17 protein-coding genes are annotated in these 14,462 nt (G+C 71.4%); 2 read left to right on the forward strand and 15 right to left on the reverse strand.

Translation table 11 applies throughout. The annotated features are described in order from the left end of the window. Nucleotides 1-96: 96 nt before the first annotated feature. The 15 genes from ACFRU2_RS37565 to ACFRU2_RS37635 form a co-directional block, all read right to left on the reverse strand. Nucleotides 97-465 (reverse strand): hypothetical protein, encoded by a 369-nt coding sequence (locus ACFRU2_RS37565; RefSeq protein WP_382980744.1) that lies wholly within the window; start codon nt 463-465, stop codon nt 97-99. A 93-nt stretch (nt 466-558) separates the two neighbouring features. Further along, nucleotides 559-1,164, reverse strand: coding sequence for a hypothetical protein (locus ACFRU2_RS37570; protein WP_382980746.1), 606 nt, complete (start codon nt 1,162-1,164; stop codon nt 559-561). A gap of 52 nt (nt 1,165-1,216) precedes the next feature. Continuing rightward, on the reverse strand, nt 1,217-1,378 hold the full coding sequence (locus ACFRU2_RS37575; RefSeq protein WP_382980748.1) for a hypothetical protein: 162 nt from the start codon (nt 1,376-1,378) through the stop codon (nt 1,217-1,219). A 179-nt stretch (nt 1,379-1,557) separates the two neighbouring features. Beyond that, nucleotides 1,558-2,037 (reverse strand): hypothetical protein, encoded by a 480-nt coding sequence (locus ACFRU2_RS37580; RefSeq protein WP_382980750.1) that lies wholly within the window; start codon nt 2,035-2,037, stop codon nt 1,558-1,560. A 15-nt stretch (nt 2,038-2,052) separates the two neighbouring features. Next, nucleotides 2,053-2,442: a hypothetical protein gene (locus tag ACFRU2_RS37585; RefSeq protein WP_382980751.1), complete on the reverse strand. Its 390-nt coding sequence runs from the start codon at nt 2,440-2,442 to the stop codon at nt 2,053-2,055. A gap of 76 nt (nt 2,443-2,518) precedes the next feature. Continuing rightward, nucleotides 2,519-2,695: a hypothetical protein gene (locus ACFRU2_RS37590; protein WP_382980752.1), complete on the reverse strand. Its 177-nt coding sequence runs from the start codon at nt 2,693-2,695 to the stop codon at nt 2,519-2,521. A gap of 102 nt (nt 2,696-2,797) precedes the next feature. Further along, a complete protein-coding gene (locus tag ACFRU2_RS37595; protein WP_382980754.1) occupies nt 2,798-3,403 on the reverse strand; it encodes a hypothetical protein in 606 nt (201 codons plus the stop codon). 164 nt (nt 3,404-3,567) lie between these two features. After that, nucleotides 3,568-4,212 (reverse strand): hypothetical protein, encoded by a 645-nt coding sequence (locus tag ACFRU2_RS37600; RefSeq protein WP_382980755.1) that lies wholly within the window; start codon nt 4,210-4,212, stop codon nt 3,568-3,570. 12 nt (nt 4,213-4,224) lie between these two features. Beyond that, on the reverse strand, nt 4,225-4,743 hold the full coding sequence (locus ACFRU2_RS37605; protein ID WP_382980757.1) for a hypothetical protein: 519 nt from the start codon (nt 4,741-4,743) through the stop codon (nt 4,225-4,227). Nucleotides 4,744-4,959: 216 nt separating this feature from the next. Then, nucleotides 4,960-7,263, reverse strand: coding sequence for a hypothetical protein (locus ACFRU2_RS37610; protein WP_382980758.1), 2,304 nt, complete (start codon nt 7,261-7,263; stop codon nt 4,960-4,962). A 99-nt stretch (nt 7,264-7,362) separates the two neighbouring features. Further along, nucleotides 7,363-7,611 (reverse strand): hypothetical protein, encoded by a 249-nt coding sequence (locus ACFRU2_RS37615; RefSeq protein ID WP_382980760.1) that lies wholly within the window; start codon nt 7,609-7,611, stop codon nt 7,363-7,365. Beyond that, entirely contained in the window at nt 7,608-9,203 is a 1,596-nt protein-coding gene (locus tag ACFRU2_RS37620; protein WP_382980761.1) for a DUF2637 domain-containing protein, read from the reverse strand. The genes ACFRU2_RS37615 and ACFRU2_RS37620 overlap by 4 nt, the downstream gene beginning before the upstream one ends. Continuing rightward, entirely contained in the window at nt 9,200-9,376 is a 177-nt protein-coding gene (locus ACFRU2_RS37625) for a hypothetical protein (RefSeq protein ID WP_382980763.1), read from the reverse strand. Before ACFRU2_RS37625 ends, ACFRU2_RS37620 begins: the two co-directional genes overlap by 4 nt. Beyond that, entirely contained in the window at nt 9,373-9,636 is a 264-nt protein-coding gene (locus ACFRU2_RS37630; RefSeq protein ID WP_382980765.1) for a hypothetical protein, read from the reverse strand. Before ACFRU2_RS37630 ends, ACFRU2_RS37625 begins: the two co-directional genes overlap by 4 nt. After that, the gene (locus ACFRU2_RS37635; RefSeq protein ID WP_382980767.1) at nt 9,633-9,959 is read right to left on the reverse strand and encodes a hypothetical protein; all 327 of its coding nucleotides are present in this window, start codon (nt 9,957-9,959) and stop codon (nt 9,633-9,635) included. The genes ACFRU2_RS37630 and ACFRU2_RS37635 overlap by 4 nt, the downstream gene beginning before the upstream one ends. A gap of 277 nt (nt 9,960-10,236) precedes the next feature. Between ACFRU2_RS37635 and ACFRU2_RS37640 the strand changes: the two genes are divergently transcribed. Together ACFRU2_RS37640 and ACFRU2_RS37645 are read left to right on the forward strand one after the other, a co-directional pair. After that, nucleotides 10,237-11,565: a GNAT family N-acetyltransferase gene (locus ACFRU2_RS37640; RefSeq protein WP_382980769.1), complete on the forward strand. Its 1,329-nt coding sequence runs from the start codon at nt 10,237-10,239 to the stop codon at nt 11,563-11,565. 599 nt (nt 11,566-12,164) lie between these two features. Continuing rightward, complete coding sequence (locus tag ACFRU2_RS37645) at nt 12,165-13,820, forward strand: helix-turn-helix domain-containing protein (RefSeq protein ID WP_382980771.1); 1,656 nt, start codon at nt 12,165-12,167, stop codon at nt 13,818-13,820. Nucleotides 13,821-14,462: the final 642 nt, after the last annotated feature.

Genomic DNA, 14,462 nt, shown 5'->3' on the forward strand with positions numbered 1-14,462 from the left:
GGGGGGGGGGTTGGGGGGGGGGGGGTTTTCTTTTTGGTGGGGGGGGTTTTGGGGGGGGCCGGGGGGGCCCTCCCCCCCCCCCCCCCCGGCGGGCGGTCAACGCAGGGCGGCGCGGATCGCGTCGGCCTGCTGGGAGGTGCGGGCGTACGGGAGGGCCTCGGTGCCGACCAGGTTGGTGGCGGGACGGCCCGGGAAACGGTCGCCTTCGGCGTCGCGGTCGGCCAGCAGCCTCTCGCGCAGGTCCTCGGGGATCACCGCGTAGGGGGCGACCAGCTCCAGCACGGTGAGGGGGTCGCTGATGTCGTACGGCGCACCGCCCGCGAAGACCAGGTGATCGGGCTCGGCGTCGCCGTCGGGCTCGTCCCAGGCGTTGGCGAAGTAGGTGCCGAGCGGGGCGTCCCATCCGACGCGGACGGTGCGGCCGGCGGGAGCTCCGCCGTGCGGGGTCAGGGTGTAGCTGGACAAGGTGTGTCTCCGTTCCGTGCTCTCGCGGTCCGGGCGGTCCGGCTCCGCCCGCACTGTCCGGGCCCGGTCAGGGGCCGGGCAGCACGGGCGCAGTCAGCTGTGCCGGGACGCGCGGTCGCAGGTGGAGGCACGCGTGCTGGGCCCGTTGAGGCGGAGGTCCAGCAGGTCCTCGCGGATCGCGACCGGTGTCCAGACCCGGCCCCGGCGGCACTCGGTGCGGCGCGGGCAGTCGCTCGCCGCCTCGAATGATCCGGTTTCCGGGGTGTACCGGATCGCGAGCACGGACCCGCGAAGGGTGATCTCCCCGTACAGGCGCGTCTGGTCGACCTCGGTGGTCACCTGGGCGAGGTGGTGGGCGACATCGCGGCCGAAGCGCAGCGCCGCCGCCTCCCACGCCCGGAACCACGGGGTGAGCGTGTGGCGCTTGCCGAGCAGTTCCAGGATCGGGTCGGCCGGGGGGAGCCACTGGTCCGCGTGGGTGTCGAGGGTCCCGCAGTGGTGGCAGGTGCGGCGGCGCGGGCGCCCGGTGCAGCCGCTCACGAACCGCTCGCCGCAGCACGGGCAGTGGTGGTTGCGGCGCTCGGCCTCGCTGCCTCCGATGGCGGCGCAGCCCTTGCACACGGAGCCGTCGGCCGGGGTGTTGTGCGGCATCGCGGGCTTGGGCGGCGCGGTGGTCTGGTGGCTCGGACAGGTCGTCATCTCTACGGCTCCGCGGGAGGGGTAGGACCCGGGGCGGGGGTCGGTCCGGAGGTCAGCGGCGCGCGTCGTACGCGGCGCCGGCCGCCGCGTTGCCGTTGGCCTGGGCCTGGCCACGCGCGATGCGGACGGCGGCCGCCGTCTCGGCGCTGTTGTGCTTCTTGTAGTCGGCGCGGGCCTGGGCGTGGAGCTGCTGGACGGTCTCGGACGTGGGCACGGAATGCCTCCGGTGGTGGGGTTTCGAGTGGTGGTGCCGGGTGGGGTGCCATCCCCTCCCAACAAGAAGAACATTACTAGCTTTGAAGCTGATCCGCAAGAGGTTTGGTACTCCCCCGGCTTGTCGCCCCGCCCCGCCGGGGGCGGCCGCCGTTCGGTGGCCCCCGGCGGGACGGTCGGTCAGTACGCGGGCAGCTCGGGAGCGTCGGCGATCACCGGGGCCGGGGCGTAAGGGTCGAACATCGGAGTTCCGCCCGCGTGGATCACGGCGCGCTGCTGGCCCAGCAGCGCGTTGAACCGGTTGAAGAGCTGCCTTCCCTCTCTGGCGAGTTGGGGGTCGCCGCGATACTTCTCGATGTCGCGGATCGCGGACTCCAGCCAGAACAGCTCACCCTTCTGGAGGGGGATGCGGACCCGGGCCGGGTCGGACTGGTGAACGGAGGCGGCGCCAACGCCCTGGTAGAGGGTGCCGATCAGCTCCGTGCTGCGGTTGTGGAGGCTGGTGAGGTCCGGCCGGCCACGGCGCAGGCATGCGTCACCGTGGAGCAGGACGCGCTCCAGCGCCTGGAGCTCGGCGAGGCTGAGGGGGATGTACTCGACGCGCGGGAAGTCGGGGCGCTGCTGGACGGGGCGCGTGGTGCGGTTCTTCCGGAAGAACATGGCGCGGTCTCCTGGTCAGATGCGGTGGGCGGAGGGGGGCAGCAGCGGCAAGTCGACGTCGCGGTGCTCGACGACCGTCTTGCGGCCGGTGAGCTGGACGATCTCCCAGGTGCGGCGGGCCAGGCCGACACTGCGGTGCCTGCCCCCGATGCAGCCGTAAGCGACGGTGACGTCCCTGCCGCGGGCGATGTCATGGAGGCCGACCGTGAGGTAGGCGGCGAGCTGGGCGAGGGGTTCGGCTCCGCGCGTCGCCATCACGTGCTCGTACACGGCGGCGTCCAGGCCGGTGAGGTGCTTCAGCTCGGGGTCGGCGAACGGGTTGTAGAACAGCTCGCGGAGGTCGTAGGTGGCCTCGGCGGCGGGGGCCGGGGCATGGCCGTAGCCGAAGCTGACGATGCGGATCACGGGGGGCCTCTCGTGGTGCGGTCGGGGTTTCGAGGGGGCCGGGGCGGTGGTGCCAACCGCCGCCCCGGTGGGGCGTTCAGTCCAGCGGGCGGACCGTGACGTCCAGGTCGCGCGGGTCGGCGGCGGCGGCCGCCTTGAACTCCCGCAGCTCCTTGTCGCTGTAGATGGCCTTCTCATCGCTCGGACCGCTGCCGGTGGTGTAGTTGACCCTCTCGCCGGTGCGGGAGGTGGCGGTGACGACGTACTTCGCCATGAGGCGGTGTCTCCTTGGTCGGTGGATGCGGAGGGCGGGCGGGCTGCCCGGCTCCCCTTGGCCCCGGCGCCGCAAGGTGCGCGCCGGGACCGCGGGCAGCCGTCAGCACCAGGCGCGCGCCATGTCCGCGTCCATCTCGTCGGCCGCCGCCTTCAGGGCCTGCTCCAGCCGTTCCTGCTCGGCGGCCTCCTGGACGTCGTCGTTCTCCTCGCACACTTCCTTCTCGTACATGGCGCGGGCCGCGAGGGCGCGCATGATGCCGGCGACCGGGGCGACTCCTCCGTGGCGGTTGAGGTCGCCGACGGCGAGCACCAGGCTGCCGCTGGTCTTCAGCTTCTTCTCGGTCTCGCGCAGGTCCTCGGCGGCCTCCTCCCAGGTGGGGCCGGGGGCGATCCACTCGGCGAGGTCCTCAAGGAGGCGCGTGAGGAACTGGCCGACGCCGTAGGCCGCCATGGCGGGCATCAGGTCGTAGAGGTCCAGCCCGGGGCCCCGGAGTACGACGGCGGCGAGCGCGAGGGCGAGGAGAGCCCAGCGCCCGGCGGCCTCGACCACACCGGCCACCCGGCGGACGACGGCGGCGGTACGGGCCTGGTGGCGGGAGACGCCTCCCATCGGCGTCAGGCAGACCATGCAGGTCCGGCGGATCGGGCCGTTGAAGGTGTCGCACTGCTTGCACTGGCGGTTCTTGAGGATGCGTCGGATACGCACGGATGCCTCCGGTGGTGGGGTTTCGAGTGGTGGTGCCGGGCGGGGTGCCACCCCCTTCCAACAGTTAGAACAATACTAGCTCTAGAGCGGATTGGCAAGAGATGACGCCCCACCGGGCAGAAGTCCGGGGTGCCGCCCGTGGGGTCCGGCCGGGCCCCACGGGGTCATTCGGTGTCGTCGCTGCTGCCTGACCTGCTGTTCTCGCGGGCGAAGTTGCGGGCTCCGGCGTTGTCGGCGGCCTTGATGGCGGCCGTCCCGGCCCGCATCCCCTCGCGGCCCATGTCGAAGCCCTTGCCTACCGCTCCGGCGGTGGCGCCGACCGCGTTGGCGGCCGCCGTGGCGGTGCCGGCCACCGCCGCGACCGCACCGAGGGCGGCGGCCAGCCCCCCGCCGCTGCTCCGGGCCGTGCGGGCCGCGGGCTGCTTGCCACCCCGGGCCTCCGCCTTCTTCGCGGCGAACCTGGAGGAGGCGGTGCCGCCTGCGGCGGGCGGGGCTTTGACGGCCGGGCCGCGCTTTCCCTCGATCGCCTTCCCCCCGGGTGTGGTGAGGCGGAATCGGCGGTTGGGCTCGGTCTTGTCCAGGAGGAGCTTGACCATGGCGGGGGTCACCTGCTCGACCGCGAAGAAGCAGCTGGCCTTGGGGCCGCCGTCCTTCCCACGGTGCTTTTCGCCGCAGGACGCCATCACGTCCTTTCCGCTCACCAGAAGGCTCAGCCGGCGCGGGACCGGGGCGTTCTCCCGCCCGGGGCAGCGAATCGGGATTCCGCCGAGGCTGAGGGGCCCGCGGATGGTCAGGCTGGGTGTGGTCATTCGGGCGACTCCTTACTTGTTGTGGGCGATGGCGGTTGCGGTGGCGGTGACCTTGCCTCCGAGGAACGTCCGACCGGCGGCCGTCGCGGTGGCCCTGGCGGTGGTGCTTCCGCCGCCCCCGCGACGGCGGAAGCCGGAGGCGAGACCCCGGACGACGAACGCGACGACCGTGACCGCCACGGCGAAAGCCACGAGCGTGTAGGCCAGGGCCTCCAGCCAGGGGCCGGCCAGCGACAGGCCGTACGCGGCGAGCGCGGCACTTCCGGCGGCGGACCACATCAGCAGGGCCGCGGTCTTGGCCCAGGCCGGGATCGGCTGCCCGCCGCCCTGGACGTGGACGGGCGCACTGCCGTGATGGACGTAGGCCCACTGCTGGACGCCACCGGGGAGGGTGACGAGCTCGACCCCCGGAAGCGGGGCCTCCGCCGGGAAGGGCGGCGCCGGAGGGTACGGGGCGACGGGTGCGGCGCTCCGGGGCGCCTGGGTGATGGTGTAGACGGTCTCGGGGGCCCTGACAGCAGGGTCTTTCATGATCGGGGACGCTCCTCGGCGTTGATCGTTTTACGGTGGTTTGTGATCGGGACGACGGCCGGTACGGTGCGCGTTCTCGCAGGTCAGCGATCCGTACGGGGTCCGTACAGGGCTGCTGATCATCGGTTTGCATACCGGCTGGGCCGGGGGTCGTACGGGGGCCGTACCGGGGGCTGACCTGCGGCAACCCGATCCGTACGGACCCCGTACCGGGGGTCATTCCGGGGCAATTCCGGCGGCGGCCCGGACGTCCTGGAGGTAGTAGCCGTTCGCCCGCCCACCGGCCGTCCAGCCCTTCGCGGCCAGCGTCCGGCCGGTTCCTTCCAGCTCGGCGTCGATGGCCTTGCGCAGTTCTCCGCCGCCGGTGCGGACGTAGCTGGCGGGGTCGTCCTCGGGCATCCCGAGCGCGGCCGCCGACCAGTGGTCGGGGTCCCGCTCGGTCAGGCCGGCGAGAAGCTCGGAGGTCTTCATCCGCTGCGGGTCGCTGGCGGCCTCGAAGACCGCGAGCAGCTCCGCGAGGATGCTGGCCGCCTCTCCATCGGTGCTGGCGGTGCCCTGCGCCGCGGGGGCGGGGTCGCCCAGGCCGTCGAGACCGCCGCAGGCCGTGGTGCGGCCGGTGAGGGCGATCAGCGCGTCCTCGACCGGGTCGGGCCGCTGGCCGGGCAGCAGACCGCGCTGGCCGCGCAGTTGGACGGCCTCGGCGATGATCTTGGCGGCCTCGCCCCGCTCGTTCTGGTCGATCATGTAGGCGCGGGTGAGGATTTCACCCTCGGCCCCCTTGCGGATGCCGAGGGGGGCCTGGGCGCGCTTGATGTCCTGCGGACGCATCCCCCGGCCCACCGAACCCGAGCCGAGCACGGCGTTGGCCGAGTTGGCGTCGGCGACGCGCAGGCACCACCGCTCCAGCAGGTTCGCGATGAGGCGGGTGTCGACCATCCCCTTCTTCGGGTCCTGCACCGCGATCACCAGGAACACCCCGACACCGGCCCCGGCCCGCGCGATGCTGTCGAGCTTCACCGTCAGCTCTTCGGCAAGTTCGTTCTTCGCTTTGCTCGGGGTATTGGTGTCCAGGTAGTCGGCCGCCTCGTCGATGATGAGCAATTCGATGCCCATTTCTTCGAGGTCCTGGTCGCTGGGCGTGGACCGGCCTTTTCGGGCGAGCTTCCGACTCCGGTCGTCGATGTCCTTTTCCAGCAGGTCCAGGAGAGCCGACAGGCGGCGGGGCTGCTTGTGCATGTAGGTCGCCAGCACCGGCGCGTAGACGCTGTGCTCGGCGGGCTTCTTGCCGGTGGCGATCCGGATGCGCACCCGCATGTCCTTCGCCGCGCCGCAGACGAGGTTCCGCAGTACGAGACCCTTGCCGGCGCGGGTCGCTCCGCCGACGAGCATCATCAGCTCGACCAGCTTGAGCATCACCGACCGGCCGCGCTTGTCGAAGCTGGCCGGGATGCCGTCCTTCACCGCGTCGATCGGGCCGGTGTGGGTGAGCAGGGGCGACTGCCGGTGCTCGGCGAAGGGGTCCCGGTCGGTCATCCAGAGGCTGATGTGGCTGGGGCTGCCCAGCGAGCGGATGTCGATCCAGTCCTCGGGCACGTCGAGGGCACCGGCGATGTCCTCCGTCTTGGCCAGCAGCTTGGAGACGGTGATGCCCTCGGCTCGGAACGCGGCCTCGACCCCGTTGATCTCGGCCGCCCGGATCGGGGTGGTCAGCTTGATCTGCTGCTCGTCGCGCGTGAACACCCCGGCCGTCCTCAGCGCCCGGTTGATCATCGAGTCCGACAGAGGGGCGTCCTCGGCCTCCGCAGCGGTCTCGAAGACGACGAAGCCGTCCCCGCGGCGGCGCAGCTCCCGCGCACCGCAGGCGTACAGCACGCCGATGACCGGGATGAGGGCGGGGAAGGTCAGCGCCAGGCCCCACACCTGGGCGATGCCGATGACGGCGGCGGCGTAGGAGGTGAAGCCGGTGGCGGACAGGACGGTGAGGTTCTCGCGGCGCCGCGCCTTGCCGATCTGCCTGCGCTCGGCGCGGAGCTGGGCGACGTCGCTATGGTCGGCGTAGCCCTGCTTCTTGGCCTGCCTCTTGGCCTCGTCGATCATCTCGCCGTGCTCGGTGACGAGGAGGTAGCCGGCGGCGGCCCTCAGTTCGGCGTACAGGCCGATGGACGAGAGCTTGACGATGCGCCACGCGTATACCGGGGAGTGCGCGGCGTGGTACCCGGCGGCGTGCGCGAGGACCTCGCCCCGGTGGCGCCACACGTCGGGGTTGGTGAGCGAGGAGGGGACGAGGACCTTCAGGCCCCGGCGGCGCTCGTCGTCCAGCTGCTCGACGGTGAGGGCCTGGTCGTCGGCCGCGTCGGGCAGCTTGATGGAGCCGGTGCTGACGTCGGCCAGGCCGGCGGCGCTCGTACGGACCGCGTCACGGGCGGCCTGCTCCAGGTGGTCGCGGGCCTCGGGCGGCAGCCGCTTGGTCAGGTCGAGGACCGTCCCGCCGGGTGCGGAGTGGTCGGTGGTCTGGGTCATGATGGGCGGTGTTCCTCTCTGTTGGGGGACGAGGACCCGGCCGGGTCGCTGCGAACTTCACCGGCCGGGTCCACGGTTTTCTCGGGGGCGTGCGGGGTGCTACTTCTCGTCGTCCTTCTTCTTGCTGGCCTTCTTCTTCGCCTTGCTCGCCGCCTTCTTCGCGCCGCGGGCGAGCCAGCCCGGCAGCTTGGACAGCAGCAGGACCAGGACGAAGATGACCGCGGCCGCGTAGGCGCCCTCCTGCCAGGTCCGCCCGTAGTGCACGGGCAGCACCCACAGGGCGGTGATCCCTGCGGGAGCGGCAAGGATCAGCAGCGGGGGCAGGCTGCGCGGGGTCGTTCCGCTCATGCGGTGTGCTCCAGTTCCGTCTCGTTCCGGTCAGTGCTCCGACGGGCCCCGCGGGCCTTCTCGATCTCCTCGGCCATCGCCTCGGTGAACCCGGGCTGCGCCTCCAGCAGGGACAGCAGCGCGGGCCCGTCCTGGCGCCGGACGCCGATCCGGGAGGCGAGGGCGTACGGGGAGAAGAAGCCGTTCCCGGTCCGCCGCCGCGGGTCGGTCGCCGCCGCGTACGCCAGTTCCCGGGCGACCGGGAACGCGTTGGCCAGGTGCTCGCTCAGGTCCCGTTCCGTTCCGGCCTTCGGGTCGTTCCCGCCGGCCGTCTTCGACGGGTTCCGCGTCGGTGCGAGGGCGTTCCGCTCACCCTGTTCCGCGCCGGTCCCGGCAGTGGTTCCAGGGGCCGACTCCCCAGACGGGAACTGGATTTTCGGGTCCTCGGAACGCTCTCCGGTGGCCTCGGAACCGGTCAGCATCGGGAGCACGGGAACCCACTCGCCCCCCACCCACGGCCACTTGCGGTACTTCTGGGAACTGAGGCGGGCCTGGGCCTTCTCCTCCTCCTTGATCGCCCTGTACCGGAACTCCTCGGCGCGGGCCTTCATCTCCTCGGCTCGGGCCTGGGCGGCCTCGGCGGAACTCTCCGCGATGGCGGCCTCGGTGGCGGTGGCCTCCAGGGAACGCTTCAGTTCCCGCACCCGCCGTCGGCCCGCCTCGGAACGGGCACGCTCCATGCGGGCCTCGGCCCGGCGCTGGCGCCGCACCCGTGCGGCCGTCGTGCCCGCCTGGCCGCCGTGGTGCGATTCCCATGCCTGGTCCCATGCCATCTGGACCGTGATCGTCTTGCGGTACGGGGCCCGGATGCGCCAGGCGGTCAGCGACACCAGCGGGTGCGCGATCCACCGGGCGAGCTGCTCGCGGACCTCGGCGGCGGTCCGTCCGCTCTGGGTGTGCTGGAGCAGACCGACCACCAGCTCGAAGGCCAGGACCCCGGCGAGCGAGGCGAGCGCGTTGACCTGTCCGGCCGAAGTGCTGGGGCTGTGGAAGAGGTTGAGGCTGGCCGCGATCAGCGCGCTGATCACGGTCATCGCCCGGTAGCGGCCGGCGGGTGCCTTGCGGCGGACCGCCAGGATGGTCAGGGAAGCGGAGGTCCAGGTCAGTCCCTCGACCACGCCGGGGACGACCCAGGATCGGGCGCCCAGGTCTTCGCGCATCGCTTCGGCCTGGGCCGGCCACGCGATCCACACGGACGCCACGATCAGCGCCGCGACGGCCGAAACGGCCACGATCACCGGGAGCGCGTGGACCAGCGCCTTGCCGCGCGCCTTCCACTTCTGCACGGTCTCCTTGCGGACCCGGGCAGTCTCCTCGCGGTCGGCCTGGCGCTTGCGCCGCTCGACCTTCTGCTGCTTCTCCTCGATGTCCAGGGCCTTGCCCTTGACGTCGAGCTCGGCAAGCTTCTCGGTCTTGTCGGCCTCGACCTCGGCCGTCTTGGCGCGGGCCCCGGCTTCCTTGGCTGCGGCCTTCCCGACCGTGCGGCGGTCGGTGCGGCTCATCAGGGTGTCGGTGTCGGTGTCGGTGTTGGTCCGGGGTTCGGTGATGGTCATCGGGCGGTGATCTCCTGAGCGCGGGGGGCGGCGGCGCGTACGGGGGGCTTCGGCAAGTTCTGGCTGGCGTAGACCCGGGTGCACCGGCCCCGCTCGTGGGCCTCGTCGCGGTCGGCCAGGCGGTGGGCCTTCAGTGCCTCGGGGGTCAACGGCAGCGTGCAGGTGCTCCTCATGTCGTCACCGCCCGAGCGGCCGCGCTGTGAGCGGCGGCGGCGTTGATCCCCCGACGGGCCAGGAGGATCACGCCGAGCGCGCCGGCGACCAGGAAGAAGGCGGCCGCGACGACCGCGACGGCGAGCGCGGCGGCGCCGACGACGACGATCAGCAGCGGTACGACGAGGAGGAAGAGGCCGGTGTGGAGCTGGTCCACGCGCCCGAGGAACATGTGGATGCAGGCGTTGATCGCCTCGATGGTGCGGGCGTTGAACTTCACGCGGCCCACCCCCCGGCGATCTCCTCGTCCAGGCCAAAGCCGGCGGCGGTGTTCTCGGCGTGCTCCAGCTCGGTGACGACGGCGAGCAGCGCCGGGCGGGGCGCGGGGGTGCGCCGGGCGGGGGTACGGCGCCGGGCGGTGAGGGCGTCGTGGTCGTCCAGGTCCAGCAGCAGCATGGCGATGAACTCGACGCGGGCGCCCCGGGTGCGGGCGGAGTCGGCCGGGCTGCCGACGAAGAAGTGTTCCGGCTGGCCGGTCAGGGTGGACAGCGCGTGCAGCGCGGCCCCGAACGGGGGCCTGGCTGCGGTGTCGGTGGTGGTCACGGTTGGTGCCCTTCGTGGTCGGGTTTCGAGAGGTCGCGCCGGGTTGGGGAGCCATCCCCACGGGGTCCTGCTGCGGAAGGACCGCCCGGCGTATGCGGGCCTTCCGTTTCTCCAGCTCAAGGGCCCATTGCGTACCCCTTGTTAGCCACACACATTGTGTACACAATGTGTGTGGCCGAGATGAATCCTGCCTCGCTGATCGCCCAGAGTCAAGCACTTCGTAGACCCGCAACACATTGAGTAGACAATGAGGGGAACCGCCGGTAGAACTGGGGGCATGTCACCTCAGAAGCCGCCCCCGCTCTATGAGCGGATCGCGAATGACCTGCGCGTACGCGTCAACGCAGGGGAATTCACCTCAAGCCCTCTTCCCACGGAAAGCTCGCTCGCCGAGCAGCACGCGACCTCGCGCGTCACCGTCCGCAAGGGCCTGAACCTCCTGGTCCAGGAGGGCCTGATCTACGCGGACCGCCCGCGGGGCTACTTCGTGCGGGTCAAGCGCCCGATGATCTACCGGCCGCAGCAGGAGTTCCGCAAGCGCCCCCTCAGCCCCGAAATGGACACCTTCCTCACCGAGATGAAGGAGCTGGGCCGCGAGCCGTCCCAGACCATCGAGGTCTCGGTGGTGCCGGCGCCGCCGCTCGTCCGCGAGCGCCTCCGCCTGGAGGAGGGGGAGCTGACGGCCGTCCGCCGCCGCGTTCGCTTCCTGGACGGGGAGCCCTACCTGACAAACGACAGCTACTTCCCGCGCGAGCTCGTCAAGGACAGCGACGAGATCATGAACCCCGCCGACATCGCCCGGGGCGCGAACGTCGTCCTCGCCGAGCTCGGCTACCAGCAGAAGCGCACGGTCCGCGAGTACGACTGGCGGATGCCCAGCCCGGCCGAGACGGCCCGGCTGGGCATCCCGGCCGGCACACCGGTCACCGAGGAGGTCGTCACCGGCTACACGGCCGCCGGGCAGCCGGTCAGGTGCGTGATCAACTGCTTGCCGGGGGACCGCATCAAGATGGTTCTGGAGGACGAGCGCCCGCGCCTGGGCAGCGAGCTGACCATCGCCCCGGCCGCTCTGGAGGACCTCGACACCGTCACGGGCCTGTGGGAGCAGGCCGGGCAGTGGCTGCGGGAGCGCGGCATCGATCAGTGGCAGTACGAGCCGCGCACCGACCGCATCCGCGAGAACATCCGCGCCGGGGAGTGCTTCCTCGTCCACGACGACGGAATAGCGGTCGCCACCATCACCCTCGACACACACGCCGATCCGGATTTCTGGAACGCCGGGGAGGCCGCCGAGGATGCGCTGTACGTGCACCGGATGGTCGTCCGGCGGGACGCGAGCGGCGAGGAACTCGGCAGCGCCCTGCTCGACTGGGCCAGCACCCGGGCCGAGGCCGGCGGGAAGAGGTGGCTGCGGCTCGACGCCTGGCGCTCGAACCAGGGCCTCCTCGACTACTACCGCGCGCGCGACTTCGACCTGATCCGCACGGTCGCGGCCGACGGTCGACGCTCCGGCGCCCTCTTCCAGCGCCAGGCGGGCCGCGTCCGCGGTGTGGGCCCGAGCCTGATCGACCCGGCCGACGCTGCAACCGGGGCCAAGGGCAAATGACTTCGTCCCCCCGGCGACGCACCCGTTACGGTGCGTGTGGTCGGATAGACGATCAGGGAGGGAGAATCCTCCCAAACTCAGCAGGCCCCCGCGGGGACCTGCCGGTCCGCTGCCGGGGGCCAAGACCGAGACCCGGAAAGCGGTCGCACCTTAGTCACGGGGGAGGTGCGCTCTTGATGAGCGTATGGGTTCAGGCGATACCGCCGCAGCCGGAGAGCTGCGTCGCACCGGACAACCGGAAGCGATCAACCGGTCCGTGTCCGGCTCTACCCCGTTAAAAGTCTGATGGCCGCCCCGCCTAAGCGGAACGGCCATCAAGTTCGACTCGCCCAGAGTCAATGCCCCCGAAGGGGCGTCTACCACACCCATAGGTGGGGCCTCGCTGTCGTGTTGCCACACGGACAGCAGCGCCAGGATAAGGGCGGCACCGCGAGATCGGCACATTGATCACACGGCTTGCCCTCGATCTGGCCAATGAGGCTCCCCGAAACGTCTCAAAGGGAAGCACTCGTGCCATTCCAGCACCACCCGTCCATCTACCCGCCATTCACCAGTTTCATCTCCGCCAACGTCGGTGACGGCCGATGAGCCTGACTCCGATGCTCTGGGCGATGAAGGCCGCCCCGGTCGCCGACACCACCGAGAAGCTGATCCTGATCTCGCTTGCCGAGCGGGCCGACGAGGACGGGTGCGACGCATTCCCCTCCAAGGCGACCCTGGCGAAGGATGCCCTCTGTGACGAGAAGACGGTCCAGCGGAAGCTGGGCAAGCTCGTCGACCGCAAGCTGATCGGCCTGGGTGACCAGCGGGCCGCGCAGTACATCGAGAAGCGCTACCGGCCGAAGGTCTACGACCTGTTCATCCCGTACAGCTGGTTCCCGGACGTCGACGACATCAACGAGACCCGCCGGCGGCGCGGCCGAGGACTCCTCACCCCGGAAAACCGTCCCGACATCGTGGCCGCGCCCACCCGCGTACAGCGCTCTGACAAGGGAAAACCTCGCGCAAAGCAGGGTTCCGCCGCTTCCAGGGGGGACAGTGAGTCCCCCCTGGAAAACCAGGGGGCCCTTCCCGTCTCAGGGGGGACTGAGAGTCCCACCAGGGGGGACTCTCAGTCCCAGCAGGGGGGATTGACAGACCCCCGAACCTCCCCTGTTGAACCTCCCCCCTCAAACCTCCCCATGGCGCCTTCGGCGCGAAGCGCTGGTAACGGCCGTCAGGCCCCTACAGGTAGTAGCGCGCGTGCGAGTTCGAGCGGCTCCGCCGCGGCTGACGGCGCAGCAGCGCCGAACCGGAAGGTGGCTCGCTCGGGTAGGGAGGTGCTGGTGACGCCGGAGGTTCAACACGTCCTGGCGTCCTTCCCGGATGCCCTGCGGGAGGCCTTGGTCGCCAAGGTCCGCTCTGACCGGCCCAAGACCGTGATCCAGGCCATCGAAAAGCAGCTGGCCGAGGGCGGCCTGGACCAGGCCAGGGTCCTTGGGAACCGGGTTGCCCGCCGGTGGGTGACCCACGGCTACACGCAGCACTACGCCGAAGGCACGCTGACCAGCCCGGTCGGTGCCACCGTCGCCATGCTCAAGCCGGGCCCCTGCCCCGAACCGCGCTGCGAGGACGGCGAGCTCGACGACGGCAACCCCTGCCGCAGCTGCATGGAACGGGAGAAGGACCGCCGCGCCGCCAAGGAGCTGGAGAAGAAGCTGCGGGCCCAGGAGAAGGAAGCCGAGATCCGTCGTCGGGTCTGCCCACACTGCCGGGAGGACCGGGGCACCGCCGGCCAGCCGTGCGGCGAGTGCGCCGGAGCCATCGCCTCCTCGAAGCGGGACACGAACACCTACGTCGAGCAGGCCGTGGCCGACTACCTGGCCCGGACCGGCGACGACCAGGCCGCCGCCGCCTTCCGGACCCACGTGACCGAGAGGATCGAGCAGGTCCGCAGCAGCGCCCGCGGGCGGGGCGCCAACCTTCTCGGTCAGGCACTGGAAATGCGGCTCGCGGCTTACGGCTTCGCCAGCGACCAGGGCAAGCTGCGCGAGCATGCCGCCACCGAGCAGAACGTGGCTCTGGCTGCGGGAACCGATCGCCCCGACCTGGGCCTGGTCGTGAGCATCCCGGCTCAGCAGCCCCAGATCGGCGACCGTTGCCCCGGCCACGATGCCAGCGGCTGCCGCTGGGACAAGGCAGCTGTCGGCACCGACGGCCTGTGCACCCGCTGCCGCATCGAGGCAGAGAAGAAGCAGCCCGCCCAAGTCGGCTGAGGATCACATGGACCGGCCCCCGGAGGGACGTCCCCTACCGGGGGCCGGTCCATGTCCGTAGGCATCGAGGCGCCTACGGCGCGTTCCCCGGTACAGCCCCTCGGAAAGCCCCCCGTCCGTACAGCCCGCGTGGTTAGGCGGCTTCGCCGCGATCAACGGCGCAAGCGCCTCATGAAGTCCCTCCTCGACCCATTCGAACCTCGAAGGCCGGACCACCCGCAGGCGTACCGCAATCCGCACCAACAGGGGCCTCGGTCGTACATCGCCGTACAAAGCCTGCTGGTCCGCTTCGGCACTGGGGCTCCGCGCCCCAGACCCCGCCAGCGCCAAGGGCGCGCTGGACCGCCCACACCTGGGGGGCGCCTCCCCCCAGACCCCCCACCAGCGCCTTTCGGCTGCGCTGGACCAGCCACTGCCGCCTGCCCTGCGCGCCACTTCGCTGCGCTCAGCGTCACGCACCACTCGGGCCCCAGGGGGCCCTCCTTGGGCAGTTGCCCCTGGGATCAGTGGCTGAAGCCGGTGGTGGGCCGGGGCGATTCCTCCGCGCCGTCGTTGTCCGCCGGCCCGTCGTGGCCGGGGCGAGGGGCTGAGGTCGAGGAGGGCCAGGAGGAGCTGGACGCCGAGTTCGAGGTGCGGGCCGGC

Source organism: Streptomyces sp. NPDC056883 (genome assembly GCF_042788835.1).
GTDB classification, from domain to species: Bacteria; Actinomycetota; Actinomycetes; order Streptomycetales; family Streptomycetaceae; genus Streptomyces; species Streptomyces stoeckheimensis.

Excerpts from the sequence above, each read along its gene's own strand:
- ACFRU2_RS37570 (WP_382980746.1), bottom strand. The coding sequence starts at position 1,164 with ATGACGACCTGTCCGAGCCACCAGACCACCGCGCCGCCCAAGCCCGCG.
- ACFRU2_RS37580 (WP_382980750.1), bottom strand. The coding sequence starts at position 2,037 with ATGTTCTTCCGGAAGAACCGCACCACGCGCCCCGTCCAGCAGCGCCCC.
- ACFRU2_RS37590 (WP_382980752.1), bottom strand. The coding sequence starts at position 2,695 with ATGGCGAAGTACGTCGTCACCGCCACCTCCCGCACCGGCGAGAGGGTC.
- ACFRU2_RS37600 (WP_382980755.1), bottom strand. The coding sequence starts at position 4,212 with ATGACCACACCCAGCCTGACCATCCGCGGGCCCCTCAGCCTCGGCGGA.
- ACFRU2_RS37605 (WP_382980757.1), bottom strand. The coding sequence starts at position 4,743 with ATGAAAGACCCTGCTGTCAGGGCCCCCGAGACCGTCTACACCATCACC.
- ACFRU2_RS37610 (WP_382980758.1), bottom strand. The coding sequence starts at position 7,263 with ATGACCCAGACCACCGACCACTCCGCACCCGGCGGGACGGTCCTCGAC.
- ACFRU2_RS37615 (WP_382980760.1), bottom strand. The coding sequence starts at position 7,611 with ATGAGCGGAACGACCCCGCGCAGCCTGCCCCCGCTGCTGATCCTTGCC.
- ACFRU2_RS37620 (WP_382980761.1), bottom strand. The coding sequence starts at position 9,203 with ATGACCATCACCGAACCCCGGACCAACACCGACACCGACACCGACACC.
- ACFRU2_RS37625 (WP_382980763.1), bottom strand. The coding sequence starts at position 9,376 with ATGAGGAGCACCTGCACGCTGCCGTTGACCCCCGAGGCACTGAAGGCC.
- ACFRU2_RS37640 (WP_382980769.1), top strand. The coding sequence starts at position 10,237 with ATGTCACCTCAGAAGCCGCCCCCGCTCTATGAGCGGATCGCGAATGAC.
- ACFRU2_RS37645 (WP_382980771.1), top strand. The coding sequence starts at position 12,165 with ATGCTCTGGGCGATGAAGGCCGCCCCGGTCGCCGACACCACCGAGAAG.